The following is a 15,533-nucleotide window of genomic DNA, read 5'->3' on the forward strand; positions in this document are numbered from 1 at the left end:
TCCTCCATGGTCGTGCACCCCCCGAAGGTCGAATACTTCGACGTGGACGCAGGCACGAACACCGATCCCAAGGGGTTCGTCCGCGAGGTCGCGCAGTACCGCGTGGAACCGTGGGGTCTGTACATGGCGCGAACCGCCGATCACCCGAGGTTCGATTTCCTGCAGTCGTGGCTTCTCCCCGACCTCGGGCTGCGGGCCACGATCTTCCACTTCGTGCCGGGCCAACTGCGAGATCAGGAATACTACGTCGACCTCGGCCGATTCACAGCGGATGGATCGCGGTGGACGTCGATCGACCACTACCTCGACATCGTGGTGCGCACCGGAATCGACAGCTCTCTCATCGACGTCGACGAACTTCTCGAGGCCCACGTTGCCGGCCTCGTCAGCGCGCAGGAGGCCGAGAACGCCATCGGGTGCGCTGTCAGAGCCATCGATGGGATAGCCGCAGCAGGCCACGATCTCGACGCCTGGCTGTGGAGCATCGGTCGACCCGTCACCTGGGCGCCGTACGAGCTTCGCCCGGTGCGCTGACTCGATCGGTCTCGACCCAGCACTGCTCAGCCGACCCAGCCGGTGCTCGCCGCCCACTCCCACACCCGGGTGTACGCGATCTCGAACCAGGGGTCCTTGGCGGTGATGTAGGCCGCCATCGCCTGTTCGGGGTCGTCGATCTCCGCCGCGGCAGCGGCTGCCCGAGTCTTGACGTTCAGGTACTCCGCCGCCTGTGCCGGCTCGGCCGTCAACCAGTCGCGGAACGCCAGGGCGAACTGCTGGCCGGGCGAGCCGTCGACGCGCAGATGAACGTGGGCGGGCCTGCCCGGATCGGCGGATGCGTGCAGCCGCTTGTGCCACAGCGTCGGATCGGCCTCGCCGGGAACTCCGAACGGCGGCTTCGGGTCGTCCGCGGTGACGTTCACCCGGCACGGGAACCCGATGGCACGCAGCGGCTCGGCCAGGGAATCGGCGGCGTCGAGATCACGCACGGTGATCTGGATGTCGAGCACGTCCTTGGCCGGCATGCTGGGCACTGCCGTGGATCCGACATGATCGATGCGCACCGCACGGTCGCCACACGCGCCGCGCAGCCGCGAGATCAGGCGCCCGGCCTGCGTCGGCCAGAGCAGGTCGGGTCCGACCAGAACCGGACGCCCGGGCACCGTCCGGCCGTCTCGGACATTGGCCGCGAACGGCTCGAGGCGCTCGGTCCACAGCTCTCGCACGGCCTCGGCCAGCTCCTCCTCGGTTCCCGAGTTGTCGAGCCAGACGTCCGCAGCAACTCGACGTTGATCGTCGGTGGCCTGAGCGGCGATGCGTGCGCGCGCATCCTGCTCGGTGATCCCGCGGATCTCGACCAGGCGCCGCACGCGTTCCTCGACGTCGACGTGGACCACGATCACCAGTGCGAACCATGGTGCTGCACCGGATTCGATCAGCAACGGAATGTCCTGGACCACGATCGCGTCGTCGGGCGCGGCGTCGATCAGCTCCTGACGACGTTGCCCGACGAGGGGATGGACGATCGCGTTGAGCGCCAGTCGGGACTCGTCGTCGGCGAAAGCGATCGCGCCGAGGGCCGCACGGTCGAGTGACCCGTCCGCGGCGAGAATCGACGAACCGAAGCGTTCTGTGACAGCGGCCAATCCGGGTGTGCCCGGCTCGACGACCTGGCGTGCGATCAGATCCGCGTCGACGATCACAGCACCCAGCGACGCCAGCACTGTCGAGACCGTGGATTTTCCGGCTCCGATTCCACCAGTGAGCCCAATGTTCAGCACGGCCGCCAGTCTGCCACCCCGATTTCGGCCGCCGAATCGAACACGCCGAGAACCACGAGGCACAAATACCTCTGGTTACACATGGCGTCGGTTATCTTCGTCAAAGACGAGACGTTTGACCCGCAATTCAACTGTGAGGACGACATGGATGCTCAACGAAACCTGCCCGGTCGGCATCGACTAGGCATGGTCGGCGGTGTCCACTGCATCTTGATTCCCGAGGTTGCCGACGCGCTGGCCGAGCACCGACGGAACTGGTTCACCACGTTCTTGAACCTGTCCCCCGCACGCCATACCTTCGCCTCGATTCGTCGCCGCGGTGAGGTACTGACCGTGCAGTGGGCGGCCACCGCCGGCTGACTCGCACACTCGTGCCAACGAGTAAGGCCCCGAACCCTTTCCGGTTCGGGGCCTTACTCGTTGTAGACGCTGGAGCTGCGGTGTCAGGCGTTGCCGGACAGCTTCTCGCGCAGCGCAGCCAGTTGGGCATCGCTGGCCAGCGATCCACCGGCCTCCGGTGCGGCGGCCGCGGGCGCGCCGTCCTCGGACGCGGGAGCACCCGTCTCCGACGAGTAGCCGGCAGCTGCGTTGGCAGCCTCCTGCGCCTCGTCGGCTGCGGTCTTCTCCATCTGCGCGGTGTGCATCTTGTGTCGACGCTCGGCCTCGGCGTACCGGCCTTCCCACTCCTCGCGCTGCTTGTCGTAGCCGTCGAGCCACTCGTTGGTCTCGGCGTCGAAGCCCTCGGGGAACACGTAGTTGCCCTGATCGTCGTACGAGTCGGCCATGCCGTACTTGGACGGATCGAACTCGGCGTTGTAGTCCTCGTTCGCCTGCTTGAGCGAGAGGGAGATGCGGCGACGCTCGAGGTCGATGTCGATGACCTTCACCAATGCGTCGTCGCCGACCCCGACCACCTGATCGGGCACCTCGACGTGGCGCTCGGCCAGCTCGGAGATGTGCACCAGGCCCTCGATGCCCTCCTCGACGCGGACGAACGCGCCGAACGGAACGAGCTTGGTGACCTTGCCGGGAACGATCTGCCCGATGGCGTGCGTGCGTGCGAACTGACGCCACGGATCTTCCTGCGTCGCCTTGAGCGAGAGGGAGACGCGCTCGCGATCGAGATCGACGTCGAGAACCTCGACGGTGACCTCGGTGCCCACCTCGACGACCTCGGACGGGTGATCGATGTGCTTCCAGGACAGCTCGGAGACGTGCACCAGACCGTCGACGCCGCCGAGATCGACGAACGCGCCGAAGTTGACGATCGAGGACACGACGCCCTTGCGGACCTGCCCCTTCTGGAGCTGGTGCAGGAACTCGCTGCGGACCTCGGACTGGGTCTGCTCGAGCCACGCACGGCGCGAGAGCACCACGTTGTTGCGGTTCTTGTCGAGCTCGATGATCTTGGCCTCGATCTCCTTGCCGACGTACGGCTGCAGATCGCGGACGCGACGCATCTCCACCAGCGATGCGGGCAGGAAGCCGCGCAGCCCGATGTCGAGGATCAGACCGCCCTTGACGACCTCGATGACGGTGCCCTTGACGGCCTCGTCCTTGTCCTTGAGCTCCTCGATGGTGCCCCAGGCGCGCTCGTACTGGGCGCGCTTCTTCGACAGGATCAGCCGCCCTTCCTTGTCCTCCTTGGTGAGGACGAGAGCTTCGATCTCATCTCCGACGGAGACGACCTCGTTGGGGTCGACGTCGTGCTTGATGGAGAGCTCGCGGGACGGGATGACACCTTCGGTCTTGTAACCGATATCGAGCAGAACCTCGTCACGGTCGACCTTGACGATCGTCCCCTCGACGATGTCACCATCGTTGAAGTACTTGATCGTGGCGTCGATCGCGGCGAGAAAATCCTCGGCGGAGCCGATGTCGTTGACGGCTACCTGCGGCGAGGTGACGGTGGAGGAGGGCATGTGTTGGGTTGCTCCGGACGGGTTGTGGGTCGTTGGATGGACAGGTAAGCGGGTTGTTCACGTGTGCCGACGCCCGGAAGAAACGGACGCGGGCATGGACGGGCCAGCGGCGCGCACACGCGTACCACAGGCTACTCGCGGCGTCATCCGGTGAGCAAACCGGGTTAGCGTGGCACCGTGTCACACGAGCAGCCCCGGCCCGGCGACCTGTCACCCCCACACGGCGATACACCGGCACCGACGGCGTCCGGTGCGTCACCGGTCGACCCGACCGCGCCGCCGGGATCGGGCCGCCGACGCGTCGACTCCGCCACCAGCGCGAGGGCTTCTCGCAGCTGGTGGGACTCCGACGCCGACGACTATCACCGCACCCACGGCGATTTCCTCGGCGTCGCGAGCGCGACCGGCGCGTTCATCTGGTGCCCCGAGGGTCTCCACGAGGGCGATGCACGCCTGCTCGGCGACGTGAGCGGCCGGTGGATCCTGGAGGTGGGATGCGGTTCGGCGCCGTGTACGCGGTGGCTTGCCGACCAGGGCGCACACGCGGTGGGCATCGACATCTCGCGCGGGATGCTCGCGCACGCGTCCGCCGCGCCGCAGACCCGCCGGCCGACGCGGCTGATCCAGGCCGGCGCCGAGAACCTTCCGTTCGCGGACCAGACGTTCGACAAGGCGTGCTCGGCGTTCGGAGCGGTACCTTTCGTCGCGGACTCCGCCCGCGTGATGCGCGAGGTCTTCCGAGTGCTTCGGCCGGGAGGACGCTGGGTGTTCTCCGTCAACCATCCGATGCGGTGGATCTTCCCCGACGACCCGGGTGAAGCCGGCTTGACCGCGCTGATCCCCTACTTCGATCGAACCCCGTACGCGGAATACGACGCCTCGGGCGCCGTCACTTACGTCGAGCACCACCGCACGATCGGCGATCGGGTACGCGAGATCGTGGGCGCGGGCTTCGTTCTCACCGACATCGTCGAACCGGACTGGCCGGAGTGGCTCGACCGCGAATGGGGCCAGTGGTCGCCGCTGCGCGGCGCACTCTTCCCGGGGACGGCCATCTTCTGCTGCGAGAAGCCCGTCACCGTCGAGTGAGGATCCGCGCCACCACCTGCTCGACCACGTCGCTCGTCGAGGCGAGGCCGCCGAGGTCGGCGGTCGCCACACCGGAGCCCACCGTCTCACGCACGGCCGCATCGATCAGCGCGGCCGCCGCTGCGGCATGTTCGGCGATCCCGCGGCGGCCGATCCGATCGAGCATCATCGCCGCCGAGAGCATCAGCGCGATCGGGTTCGCCCGATTCGTCCCGGCGATGGTCGGCGCGGCACCGTGCGCTGCCTGCGCCATCACCTTCGTCGCCGAGGTGTTGATCGACGGGGCGGTACCCAACGAGCCGGACAACTCTCCGGTGAGGTCGGACAGGATGTCGCCGAACATGTTCTCCGCGACGATCACGTCGAACTCCGTCGGCGAACGCACCAGATGCGCGGTCAGCGCGTCGATGTGTTCGGACCGCACCTGCACATCCGGGTAGTCACGGGCGACGTCGAGGCACACGTCCCGAAACAGGCCGGTGGTCATGGCCAGCACGTTCGCCTTGTGCGCAATGGTCACCCGACGCGAACGCGTCCGTGCCAGCACGAACGCCTCGTGGGCGATCCTCTCGCAGGCTTCGCGGGTGAAGACCCCGACGGCGAGGGCGAGATCGGGGGTGGGCATGAACTCCCCGGAACCGACTGCCATGTTGCGGTCGGCATAGAAGCCCTCGGTGTTCTCCCGCACGATCACCAGGTCCATCCCCGGCGCCACGGCCTGCACTCGGGGAAGGGACCGCGCGGGCCGAATGTTCGCGTACAGGCCGAAGTGTCGGCGCAGGGTGCCGCCTGGGGCGAGCACGCGGCGGGCCGCCTCCGGATACGACGCGTTGTCGTGCGGGCCGCAGATCCACCCCGGGAGCTCCGCGAGTGCGTCGAGTGTGCTCTCCGGCACCGCGCTGCCGGTGGCGTCGAGCGCGGCCCGACCGAAGGGCAGGTGCACCCACCGAACCGCGGGCACACTCAGGGACTCGAACGCGGCGTCGACCACGGCCACAGCTCCGGGGACGATGTCGGCCCCGATCCCGTCGCCCGTGAGGACTCCGATCGCGAGGGTGGATCCGTGCACGCTGCCGGTCTGCGTCATCATTGCTCTCCATGGTCCAGTCCGTGGAACTTCTCCTCGACACTGCCACCGAGACCGCCGTGCGTGAGCAGTGGGAGCAACTTCGGGCGGCCGGCCTGCCGAGTCACGCCCGATACCCGGGCGCGCGGCCACACATCACCATCGGGGTGGCCGAGGAGGTCGACGACGAGGTCGAGGACGAGCTGCGCGCGGTGGTGGCCGGTGCGCCCGCCGAACTCGGATCCGTTCGGCTCGGCGGGTTGGTGACCTTTCGGAATGCTCGGTGTTCGAGCACGGGTTTCGCACTGGCCAGGGCCGTCGTGCCGACCCGCGCGATGCTCGATCTTCAGCGCGCGGTCCACGGCGTACTCGCGCACTGCACCGGACTGTCCGATCACGTCTCCCCGGGTAGGTTCACACCGCACGTGACCCTGGCCATGCGTCTCGAACCCGAGCAACTCGCGGCCGCGGTGGGCTCGATCGTGGTGAGCACGGTTCCCCTCACGGGCAGCGTCACGGGGGTCCGCAGGTGGGATGGCCGCACTCGGCGGGAGTGGCTGATCGGATAGCGTCAGGAATGGCCGTGGGGTAGTCGACGTTGCACACATCGAACAGCCGGCCGCGCCCCGCGCGCCGATATCGATGGAGAGGAATCCCGTGCCCACACGCACACTGACCCGGCAGAACTTCGACGAGACCGTCACCGGCAACGACATCGTGCTGGTCGACTTCTGGGCGGGCTGGTGCGGCCCCTGCAAGCAGTTCGCTCCGACGTTCGAGGCGTCGTCGGACAAGCACCCGGACGTGGTGTTCGGCAAGATCGACACCGAGGCGGAGCAGGAACTCGCGGGTGCGGCCAACATTCGCTCGATCCCCACACTGATGGCATTTCGCGAGGGCATCCTCGTCTTCGCCCAGCCGGGCGCGCTCTCACCCGCGCAGCTCGAGGACCTCGTCGGCCAGGTCAAGGGCCTGGATATGGAGGAGGTTCGGCGACAGGTCGCCGAGCACACCCCGAGCTGACCGGAGGCGAGTCGACCCGTCCGGGTCGGCTGTGGACGGGGCCGACGCGTCAGTGAGCGGCCTCGTCCCATGTTCGGCCCGTTCCGACGGAGACCTCCAGCGGCACCGACAGGTCGATCACGCCGGCCATCCTGTCGCGCACCAGAGCCTCGACCACCTCGAGTTCGGAATCGACCACCTCGAGTACGAGCTCGTCGTGAATCTGCAGCAGGATCCGCGACGCCAGCTTCGCCTCGTCCAGAGCTGACTGCACGTCGATCATCGCCACCTTCATGATGTCGGCCGCGGTGCCCTGGATGGGCGCGTTGAGGGCCGCACGTTCGGCGACCTCGCGCCGCTGACGGTTGTCGTTGGTCAGATCGGGCAGGTACCGCCGCCGCCCGTACAACGTGGAGGTGTACCCGACCTTGCGGGCGTTCTCGACCACCTCGTGAAGGTAGTCGCGCACTCCGCCGAACCGCAGGAAGTACGCGTCCATCTGCGACTTGGCCTCCTCGGTGGAGATCTTCAACTGCTGCGAGAGCCCGTACGCGCTGAGCCCGTAGGCCAGCCCGTAGGACATCGCCTTCACCCGCCGTCGCAACTCCGGGGTGACCTCCTCGATGGGCACCCCGAACGCACGGGCTCCGACGAACGAGTGCAGATCCTCACCGGTGTTGAAGGCCTCGATCAATCCCTCGTCATTGGACACGTGCGCCATGATGCGCATCTCGATCTGGCTGTAGTCCGCCGTCAACACGCGGTCGAACCCGTCGCCGACGACGAAGGCATTGCGGATCTCACGACCGGTCGGTGTCTTGACGGGAATGTTCTGCAGGTTGGGATCGGTCGAGGACAGTCGGCCCGTCGCCGCGATCGTCTGGTTGAAGGTGGTGTGGATACGCCCGTCATCGGCCACGGACTTCAGCAGCCCGTCCACCGTGACCTTCAACCGTGTCGCGTCGCGGTGGTCGAGCAGGTGCTGAAGAAACGGATGCTCGGTCTTGTCGTAGAGACTCTGCAACGCCTCGGCGTCGGTGGTGTACCCGGTCTTGGTGCGCTTGGTCTTGGGCATGTCGAGCTTGTCGAAGAGCACCGTCTGCAACTGCTTGGGTGAACCGAGGTTGATCTGTTCACCGATGACGTCGTACGCCGCCCGGGCGGCCGAGGCGACATCCTCGGCGAACCGGGATTGCAGACCTTCGAGGTGAGGGACGTCGATCGCGATGCCGGTGCGTTCGATGCGCGCCAGCACACCCAGCAGGGGAAGTTCCATGTCGACGAGAAGCGACGACGACTCGATCACCTCGAGCTCGACGTCCAGCGCCGCGGCGAGGTCCAGAACGGCACGCGCACGCAGGATCTCGGTGTCCGCCCGCTGAGCGGCGTCGGCGTCCTCGGCGTCGAGCAGCGAGAGCTGACCGGCCCCGCCGTCCTCGGCTCGGAGCTCGCGCTTGAGGTAGCGCAGCGACAGATCGTCGAGTGCGAAACTTCGTTGGCCGGGCCGCACGAGGTAGGCAGCGAGCGCGGTGTCACTGGTCAACCCGGCGAGAACCAGCCCACGACCGGCGAGCGCATGGATGGCCCACTTGGCCTCGTGCAGGGCCTTGGGTCGCTCGGCGTCGGCGAGCCAGGCGGCCAGTGCCGCCTCGTCGTCTGCGGAGAGCGCAGTGGTGTCGACGTAGGCGCCCTCCCCGTCGGCCGCGGCGAACGCGATGGCCGAGACCTCGCCCTCGTACGGGGTCCGCGTGCCCACCACCGAGAGCGCAGTGCGCTCGCCGACGGCGGTGTGATCGGCGAGCCACTGCGACAACTCGCCGGGGGCGAGCATCCCTCCCCGCACCTCGAAGCCCTCCTCGGCCTCGGGCTCGGTGGAGGTCAGAGTCTCGAACAGTCGGTCACGCAGAACACGAAACTCGAGGTCGTCGAAGAGCGCGTGCACGCGGTCGCGGTCCCAGGCACCGAGTTCGAGTTGATCGGGCACCAGCGGCAGCGGCACGTCACGCACCATCTCTGTCAGGCGCCGGTTGAGAACGACGCTCGAGAGGTTCGCCCGCAGCGACTCACCCACCTTGCCTCGGACCGCGTCGACGTTGTCCACCAACGACTCCAGGGAGCCGTACTCCTGGATCCACTTGGTGGCAGTCTTCTCCCCCACACCCGGTATGCCGGGAAGGTTGTCGCTGGGGTCGCCGCGCAGCGCCGCGAAGTCGGGGTACTGCGCCGGGGTCAGGCCGTACTTCTCCTGAACTGCCGCGGGCGTGAACCTTGTCAGGTCCGAGACCCCCTTGCGCGGGTAGAGCACCGTCACGGTGGGACCGACGAGTTGCAGCGAGTCGCGGTCACCGGTGACCACGAGAACTCGGTAGCCCTGCTCGACGGCGCGAGTGGTCAGGGTGGCGATGATGTCGTCGGCCTCGAAGCCCGGCTCGGCGAGAACGGAGATGCCGAGGGCCCGCAGGACGTCACCGATCAGATCGATCTGCCCGGCGAACTCGTCCGGGGTCTTGATCCGGTTCGCCTTGTACTCCGGGAACATCTCCGCCCGGAAGGTCTGTCGAGAGACGTCGAAGGCCGCCGCGACATGGGTGGGACCCTCGTCGCGCAGAAGATTGATCAGCATCGAGGTGAATCCGTAGACCGCGTTCGTGGTCTGGCCGCTCGTGGTTCGGAAGTTCTCCGCCGGCAGCGCGTAGAACGCGCGGTAGGCCACCGAGTGGCCATCGATCAACATCAGGGTCTTCACCCGCGTGTCGGTCGTGGACGGGGCGGTCTCGGCTACAGGGCTCACCTGACCAGTCTAGGTACGCACTCACCACACCTGCGATCGGCACGATACGAGACCGAAACACTCCGGTCATGGAAGTGGCCCGTCGATCCACGACGAACCCGATAGAGTCCCAACGATTGCCGAAAACAGCTCGAGCCGAACGACCGTCCCCGATCGTTCTCTACCGTCCGGAGGACCCGCGTGCCGCCCACGAGTACACGCTCGTCCGGTCGAAGGATGGTTTCGGCCACCCTCGCCCGGATACTCGCAATATCCCTGTTCGGCCTGGTCACCTTCGCGTGGTTCGGTGGGACCGCGCTCGCCCAGGGCCCGACGCCCGCACCTGTGCCCGGCACCGCCACTCCCGCCGACGGCGTCGAGGTTCGCGGGACGCTGAACAACGCGGGCACGCGCCTGGCCGACGTCGCGGTGCGCGCGCTCGACTCGTCCGGCGCCGAGGTCGCCCGCAGCACATCGGGTCCCAACGGTGTCTGGACCCTGAGCCTGTCCCCCGGCACCTACACGTTCGAGATCGTCGCCGACACCCTTCCCAGCGGAGTATCCGTCCAGGGGACGGTCGAACGCTCGGTGTCCGCCGGGGTCGGGAACAACGTGATCTTCTCCTTCGGAGAGGCGCGGTCGTCGACGGTGATCCCGTTCTGGGAGAAGTTCGTTCGCATCACCGTCGACGGTCTGCGATTCGGTTTGGTGATCGCCCTCTCGGCGGTGGGACTGAGCTTGATCTTCGGCACCACGAGCCTGACGAACTTCGCCCACGGTGAGTTGGTCACCATCGGAGCCGTCGCTGCATGGGTGTTCAACGTCAAGGTCGGGATGCAGTTGATACCCGCGACCGTGGTGGCGATCGCGATCGGGGTGATCGTGGGCTACCTCAACAACGCCATGGTCTGGAGACCGTTGCGCAAGAGGCGGACCGGCCTGATCGCGCAGCTGGTCGTCTCGATCGGTCTGGCGATCCTCTTCCGCTACCTCATCCTGATCTTCTTCTCCGATCGCTCCCAGTCGTTCGACGACTATCGCTCGCAGAAGGAACGCGACTGGGGTCCCTTCGCCATCACCAACGTCAACCTGGCCTGCATCATCATCAGCATCGTGGTGCTGGTGCTGGTGGCGCTCATGCTCCAGCGCACGCGGATCGGCAAGGCCATGCGTGCGGTGGCCGACAACAAGGACCTCGCCGCGTCGTCCGGCATCGACGTCGAGCGGGTCATCACGTTCGTGTGGTGTCTCGGCGGTGGATTGGCCGCGCTCGGCGGCGTTCTGTTCGGGCTCTCCGAGCTCGGCGGAACGGTGCAGTGGGAGATGGGATTCAAGCTCCTGCTGCTGATGTTCGCCGGTATCACCCTCGGCGGACTCGGCACTGCGTACGGCGCCCTTCTCGGCTGTGTGATCGTCGGTCTGCTCGTGCAGTGGTCGACGCTGGTGATCAACCCCGACCTCAAGTACGTCGGCGGCCTCCTCGTCCTGATTCTCATTCTCATCGTCCGGCCTCAAGGCATCCTCGGCGCGCGGCAAAGGATCGGCTGACCCATGGACATAGTCGGTGCTCTTCAAATTTCTCTCGCGCAGCTCATCGGGCCGTCGGCCATCTTCTACGCGCTGCTCGCGATCGGCCTGAATCTGCACTTCGGATACGCCGGGCTGCTGAACTTCGGCCAGATCGGGTTCGCCCTGCTCGGCGGGTACGGGGTCGGCATCATGACCATCACCTACGACCAACCCCTGTGGTTGGGCATCCTGGTCGGACTGGCGCTGGCCGGGTTGCTCGCGCTGGTCCTGGGCATCCCCACCCTGCGGCTACGGGCGGACTACCTGGCGATCGTGACGATCGCCGCCTCGGAGATCCTGCGGCTGGTGTTCCGCTCGACCGCGAGCAACGAGGTCACCGGCTCCACCAACGGCCTGTTCGGGTTCGCCGATCCCTTCACCTCGCTGTCCCCGTTCGACTCGGGCAAGCAGTACTCGCTGCTGGGCGTGAAGTTCTACGGCGACGACCTGTGGTCGATGGTGGTGGGGTGGACCCTCGTCGCGCTGCTCTGCGGGCTGGTCTACCTCCTCACCCACAGCCCGTGGGGCCGTGTACTCAAGGCCGTGCGTGAAGACGAGGACGCCGCTCGATCGCTGGGCAAGAACGTGTTCGTCTACAAGATGCAGGCGCTGGTTCTCGGCGGCGTCATCGGCGGCATGGGCGGAGTGTTCAACGCTCTGCAGACCAAGTCCATCAACCCGGACTTCTACTCCACGGCGCAGACGTTCTTCGCGTTCGGCGCCCTGATCCTCGGTGGTGCGGCCACCGTCTTCGGACCCGTCGTCGGAGCAATGCTCTTCTGGTTCCTGCTCTCGATCCCGGACGTGCTGCTGCGACAGGCGACCTCCGGGGACAACCCCCTGATCGACCTCACCGATCAGCAGGTCGGCGCCGTCCGCTACATCCTCCTGGGTCTGCTGATCGCGCTGCTGATGGTGTTCAGACCCCAAGGAATCCTGGGCAACAAGCGGGAGGTCCAACTCGATGCCTGACACCACCTCACGCACACCCTTGACCGCGGGTGAGCGCACGGCACTCTTCGATGCCGTCGAGTCCGTTCCCGGCTCCAGCAAACCCGATCCCACCCTGGTGGTGGACGGGGTCTCGCGCACATTCGGCGGACTCAAGGCCGTCGACGTCGACCACCTCGAGATCCAGCGCGGCTGCATCACCGGGCTCATCGGGCCCAACGGTGCGGGCAAGACCACCCTGTTCAATCTGCTGACCGGGTTCGATCAACCCGACACCGGCACCTGGTCGATGGACGGCAAGTCTCTGGGCAAACTCACACCGCACCAGGTGGCTCGTCAGGGTGTGGTGCGCACGTTCCAGCTGACCAAGGCGCTCTCGAAGCTCACCGTGCTCGACAACGTCCGCCTGGGCGCCACCGGCCAGAAGGGCGAGCGCATCGTCAACACCCTCATGCCGTGGACGTGGCGGGCCCAGGAGAAGGCGATCACCGACCGGGCCCTCGAGATGCTCGCGCGTTTCAAGCTCGACGCCAAGGCCGACGATCTGGCGGGCTCGCTCTCGGGTGGACAGCGCAAGCTGCTCGAGATGGCCCGAGCTCTGATGACCGACCCGGCGGTGGTGATGCTGGACGAGCCGATGGCAGGGGTCAACCCCGCGCTGACGCAGAGTCTGCTCGGACACATCAAGTCACTGCGCGACGACGGCATGACCGTGGTGTTCGTCGAGCACGACATGGACGTCATCCGTGACATCAGCGACTGGGTGGTGGTGATGGCGCAGGGCAGTGTCATCGCCGAATCGGCACCCGAGCAGTTGGCCGACAACACGGCGGTGGTGGACGCGTATCTCGGCACGCACCATGACCAGGCGCTCGAGTTCGACGACGACGGCAATCCGATCGGCGACACCGCCACACTGGCGCAGGCCCTCGAGAAGGCCACGCTGGACACCGTCGCGGCGGGCGGCGACCTCGGTGACGCGGAACCCGTCGTCACACCGCCCACGAAGGAGAAGTCATGACCGACTCCCCCACCGGCGGGCTGACCGCTGCGGAGTTCGCCGCCACCCCCGAGGAGCACGCGCGTCTGGCCGAGGGCGCTCTCGTACGGGCCGACAATCTCGTGGCCGGATACATCCCCGGGGTGAACATTCTCAAGGAGTGCAACTTCTTCCTCCGTGAAGGCGAGATCGTGGGAATCATCGGCCCCAACGGCGCCGGCAAATCCACACTTCTCAAGGCCTTGTTCGGGCTGATCCCGATCCGGGAGGGGACGGTGCGCCTGCGCGGTGACGACATCACCTCCGCTGCCGCGCACGTACTGGTGACCAAGGGCGTGGGGTACGTCCCGCAGACGCAGAACGTGTTCCCGTCACTGACCATCGAGGAGAACCTGGAGATGGGCATCTACCTGCGCCCGTCGCAGTTCTCGGAGCAGTTCGACTTCGTCAGCGAGCTGTTCCCTCTCCTGCGGCAACGCCGGAAGGTCAAGGCGGGTGCACTGTCCGGCGGCGAGCGGCAGATGGTGGCGATGGGGCGGGCGCTGATGATGCAGCCGTCGGTTCTGCTGCTGGACGAGCCCTCGGCCGGCCTGTCGCCGATGTTCCAGGACGAGGTGTTCATCCGCTGCAAGAAGATCAACGCGGCGGGCGTCTCGATCATCATGGTCGAGCAGAACGCTCGCCGGTGTCTGCAGATCTGCGATCGTGGCTACGTCCTCGATCAAGGACGCAACGCCTACACCGACACCGGTACCAACCTCATGACCGACCCCAAGGTGATCGAGCTCTACCTCGGCACCCTGGCGGGCAGCAAGGAGAAGAGCGCCGCCCCCACGCAGGAGAAGATCGAGCTCGACAAGAGCTGACCCCGAACACGCGAAAGCCCGGATCCTCCTGGAGGATCCGGGCTTTCGCGTGGTGGGACCCGCTACTTCTTGACCACGATGTAGCCGGGGGTGGGCTCGATGAGCTTGTTGTCGGGCCCGAACTCGAGACGACCGTACGACCCGACGGACGGCTCACCCGAATCGGTGAACGACAGCTCACCGGTGATGCCGTCGTAGTCGATGTCGGTGCCGGCCTTCACCAGGGGCAGGCACTGCGCGAAGCTGGTGCACTTGGTGCCGTCCTTGGTGACCTTGTTGATGTTCGCCGCGATGTCGGTGCCCGCGGTGGACTTGGCCTGCTCTGCCGCGAGGGCGGAGATGACGACCGCGTCGTACGACTCACCTGCGTAGTTGAAGTCCACCAGCGCAGGGTTGACGGCCTTGAGGCGTGCCTGGAAGTCCGGGCTCGTGGCGGTGAGCGGGGTGGTGCCCTTCATCCCGGCCAGCAGACCCGGAGCGACGGCCTCACCGAGGGCGTTGCCCATGTTTCCGTCGACGCCGTAGACCTTGACCTTGCCGTCGGACGGGCCGATACCCACCTCGTGCATGCGGGTGATGATCTTCGCCGACTCGTCGAACCCGATCACGGCGACGGCGTCGGGGTTGAAGTTCTTCACCTGGTCGACCTCGGCGTTGAACGACTGGGCGTTGGGGTCGTAGATGATCTTCTGAACCTGATCGGACTTGATCCCCGCAGCCTCGAGGTCACGCACGGTGTTCGCGGCCAAGCCGGTTCCGTAGGGGTCGTTCAGGGCCAGGATCGACACGCGCTGTCCGCCGTCGTCGGCGATGAGCTGCGAGAGCGCCTGCGCCTGCAGAACATCGGTGGGAGCGGTGCGGAAGTACTGGCCCTTGTCCGGGTAGCAGACGAACTGGTCGGAGGTGTTGGCCGGCGAGAACTGCACCACGCCCGCGCTGGCGATCTTGTCGATGACCTTCAGCGATACCGAGGACGAGGCCGCACCGACGATGACCGACACACCCTGCGCGAGCACGCGGTCGACCGTCGCATTGGCGGTGTCGGTGGTGGTGTCACCGGAATCGCCGGGGAACAGCTGAACGGGCTGAGCCAGAACCCCGCCCGCGGCGTTGACATCGTTCACGGCGAGCTGCACGCCGGCGACCTCGGGCGGGCCGAGGAAGGCCAGGGACCCGGTCTCCGGGAGGATCGTGCCGATCTTGAGCGGCGTGGTCACCGGGGTTGCCCCCGCTGTCGCCTGGGGTGGGGTGCAATTGGTGTCGACGGTGGTCTCCGACGACGCACTGCCCGACGACGCGGAACTGCCCGAGGAGTTGTCACTCGAGGAGCAGCCGAACAGGGCGAGCGACGCGACGCTCACCACTGCGGCCGTGCGGACGACTGTCCGTGTTGCCATCAATGTTCTCCTAGCAGGGATCGGTGCGAGGCTTACCCGAACGCGCCACGCGTGTGGGAGAACGCTATATCCCCCGTCGGGTTAACGAGTCCCCGCGACGCCCTCGTGACCTGACTGTTATAC

The 15,533-nt window shown here is 66.7% G+C and carries 14 protein-coding genes; 9 read left to right on the forward strand and 5 right to left on the reverse strand.

The features are described 5' to 3' along the window. Positions 1-6: 6 nt before the first annotated feature. A complete protein-coding gene (locus ACY48E_RS09190; RefSeq protein ID WP_462871849.1) occupies positions 7-534 on the forward strand; it encodes a ribonuclease FAU-1 family protein in 528 nt (175 codons plus the stop codon). 26 nt (positions 535-560) lie between these two features. Here the strand turns inward: ACY48E_RS09190 and coaE are convergent, their stop codons facing one another. Continuing rightward, positions 561-1,778: a dephospho-CoA kinase gene (gene coaE, locus ACY48E_RS09195; RefSeq protein ID WP_462871850.1), complete on the reverse strand. Its 1,218-nt coding sequence runs from the start codon at positions 1,776-1,778 to the stop codon at positions 561-563. 144 nt (positions 1,779-1,922) lie between these two features. Here coaE and ACY48E_RS09200 point away from each other — a divergent pair, with 144 nt between their 5' ends. Further along, positions 1,923-2,138: a hypothetical protein gene (locus tag ACY48E_RS09200; protein WP_462871851.1), complete on the forward strand. Its 216-nt coding sequence runs from the start codon at positions 1,923-1,925 to the stop codon at positions 2,136-2,138. Between the two features lie 83 nt (positions 2,139-2,221). Here the strand turns inward: ACY48E_RS09200 and rpsA are convergent, their stop codons facing one another. Next, positions 2,222-3,700 (reverse strand): 30S ribosomal protein S1, encoded by a 1,479-nt coding sequence (rpsA, locus tag ACY48E_RS09205; RefSeq protein WP_462871852.1) that lies wholly within the window; start codon positions 3,698-3,700, stop codon positions 2,222-2,224. A gap of 177 nt (positions 3,701-3,877) precedes the next feature. On the opposite strand from rpsA, the gene ACY48E_RS09210 reads away from it, so the two are divergent. Beyond that, a complete protein-coding gene (locus ACY48E_RS09210; protein WP_462871853.1) occupies positions 3,878-4,789 on the forward strand; it encodes a class I SAM-dependent methyltransferase in 912 nt (303 codons plus the stop codon). Here ACY48E_RS09210 and ACY48E_RS09215 read toward each other — a convergent pair. Further along, on the reverse strand, positions 4,776-5,876 hold the full coding sequence (locus tag ACY48E_RS09215; RefSeq protein ID WP_462871854.1) for an isocitrate/isopropylmalate dehydrogenase family protein: 1,101 nt from the start codon (positions 5,874-5,876) through the stop codon (positions 4,776-4,778). The two genes, ACY48E_RS09210 and ACY48E_RS09215, sit on opposite strands and share 14 nt — an antisense overlap. 11 nt (positions 5,877-5,887) lie before the next feature. On the opposite strand from ACY48E_RS09215, the gene ACY48E_RS09220 reads away from it, so the two are divergent. Together ACY48E_RS09220 and trxA are read left to right on the forward strand one after the other, a co-directional pair. Further along, entirely contained in the window at positions 5,888-6,424 is a 537-nt protein-coding gene (locus ACY48E_RS09220) for a 2'-5' RNA ligase family protein (RefSeq protein WP_462871855.1), read from the forward strand. 88 nt (positions 6,425-6,512) lie between these two features. Further along, positions 6,513-6,878 carry a thioredoxin gene (gene trxA, locus ACY48E_RS09225; protein WP_462871857.1) on the forward strand — a complete coding sequence of 122 codons (366 nt, stop codon included), beginning with the start codon at positions 6,513-6,515 and terminating at the stop codon, positions 6,876-6,878. Between the two features lie 49 nt (positions 6,879-6,927). On the opposite strand, the gene polA is transcribed toward trxA, so the two are convergent. Next, a complete protein-coding gene (polA, locus tag ACY48E_RS09230; RefSeq protein ID WP_462872059.1) occupies positions 6,928-9,591 on the reverse strand; it encodes a DNA polymerase I in 2,664 nt (887 codons plus the stop codon). A gap of 273 nt (positions 9,592-9,864) precedes the next feature. On the opposite strand from polA, the gene ACY48E_RS09235 reads away from it, so the two are divergent. The 4 genes from ACY48E_RS09235 to ACY48E_RS09250 are packed head-to-tail and all read left to right on the forward strand — an operon-like array spanning position 9,865 to position 14,013. After that, positions 9,865-11,175: a branched-chain amino acid ABC transporter permease gene (locus ACY48E_RS09235; RefSeq protein WP_462871858.1), complete on the forward strand. Its 1,311-nt coding sequence runs from the start codon at positions 9,865-9,867 to the stop codon at positions 11,173-11,175. Positions 11,176-11,178: 3 nt separating this feature from the next. Then, a complete protein-coding gene (locus tag ACY48E_RS09240; protein WP_462871859.1) occupies positions 11,179-12,168 on the forward strand; it encodes a branched-chain amino acid ABC transporter permease in 990 nt (329 codons plus the stop codon). Further along, positions 12,161-13,168, forward strand: coding sequence for an ABC transporter ATP-binding protein (locus ACY48E_RS09245; RefSeq protein WP_462871860.1), 1,008 nt, complete (start codon positions 12,161-12,163; stop codon positions 13,166-13,168). Before ACY48E_RS09240 ends, ACY48E_RS09245 begins: the two co-directional genes overlap by 8 nt. Beyond that, the gene (locus ACY48E_RS09250) at positions 13,165-14,013 is read left to right on the forward strand and encodes an ABC transporter ATP-binding protein (RefSeq protein WP_462871861.1); all 849 of its coding nucleotides are present in this window, start codon (positions 13,165-13,167) and stop codon (positions 14,011-14,013) included. The genes ACY48E_RS09245 and ACY48E_RS09250 overlap by 4 nt, the downstream gene beginning before the upstream one ends. Before the next feature lie 62 nt (positions 14,014-14,075). Here the strand turns inward: ACY48E_RS09250 and ACY48E_RS09255 are convergent, their stop codons facing one another. Beyond that, complete coding sequence (locus ACY48E_RS09255) at positions 14,076-15,410, reverse strand: ABC transporter substrate-binding protein (RefSeq protein ID WP_462871862.1); 1,335 nt, start codon at positions 15,408-15,410, stop codon at positions 14,076-14,078. Positions 15,411-15,533 lie beyond the last annotated feature (123 nt).

It is taken from the genome of Rhodococcus sp. AZ1 (assembly GCF_054979605.1).

Coding starts and splice junctions, on each gene's coding strand:
- ACY48E_RS09190 (WP_462871849.1), top strand. CDS start 7: ATGGTCGTGCACCCCCCGAAGGTCGAATACTTCGACGTGGACGCAGGC.
- ACY48E_RS09200 (WP_462871851.1), top strand. CDS start 1,923: ATGGATGCTCAACGAAACCTGCCCGGTCGGCATCGACTAGGCATGGTC.
- rpsA (WP_462871852.1), bottom strand. CDS start 3,700: ATGCCCTCCTCCACCGTCACCTCGCCGCAGGTAGCCGTCAACGACATC.
- ACY48E_RS09215 (WP_462871854.1), bottom strand. CDS start 5,876: ATGACGCAGACCGGCAGCGTGCACGGATCCACCCTCGCGATCGGAGTC.
- ACY48E_RS09220 (WP_462871855.1), top strand. CDS start 5,888: ATGGTCCAGTCCGTGGAACTTCTCCTCGACACTGCCACCGAGACCGCC.
- polA (WP_462872059.1), bottom strand. CDS start 9,591: ATGTTGATCGATGGCCACTCGGTGGCCTACCGCGCGTTCTACGCGCTG.
- ACY48E_RS09235 (WP_462871858.1), top strand. CDS start 9,865: ATGGTTTCGGCCACCCTCGCCCGGATACTCGCAATATCCCTGTTCGGC.
- ACY48E_RS09240 (WP_462871859.1), top strand. CDS start 11,179: ATGGACATAGTCGGTGCTCTTCAAATTTCTCTCGCGCAGCTCATCGGG.
- ACY48E_RS09245 (WP_462871860.1), top strand. CDS start 12,161: ATGCCTGACACCACCTCACGCACACCCTTGACCGCGGGTGAGCGCACG.
- ACY48E_RS09250 (WP_462871861.1), top strand. CDS start 13,165: ATGACCGACTCCCCCACCGGCGGGCTGACCGCTGCGGAGTTCGCCGCC.
- ACY48E_RS09255 (WP_462871862.1), bottom strand. CDS start 15,410: ATGGCAACACGGACAGTCGTCCGCACGGCCGCAGTGGTGAGCGTCGCG.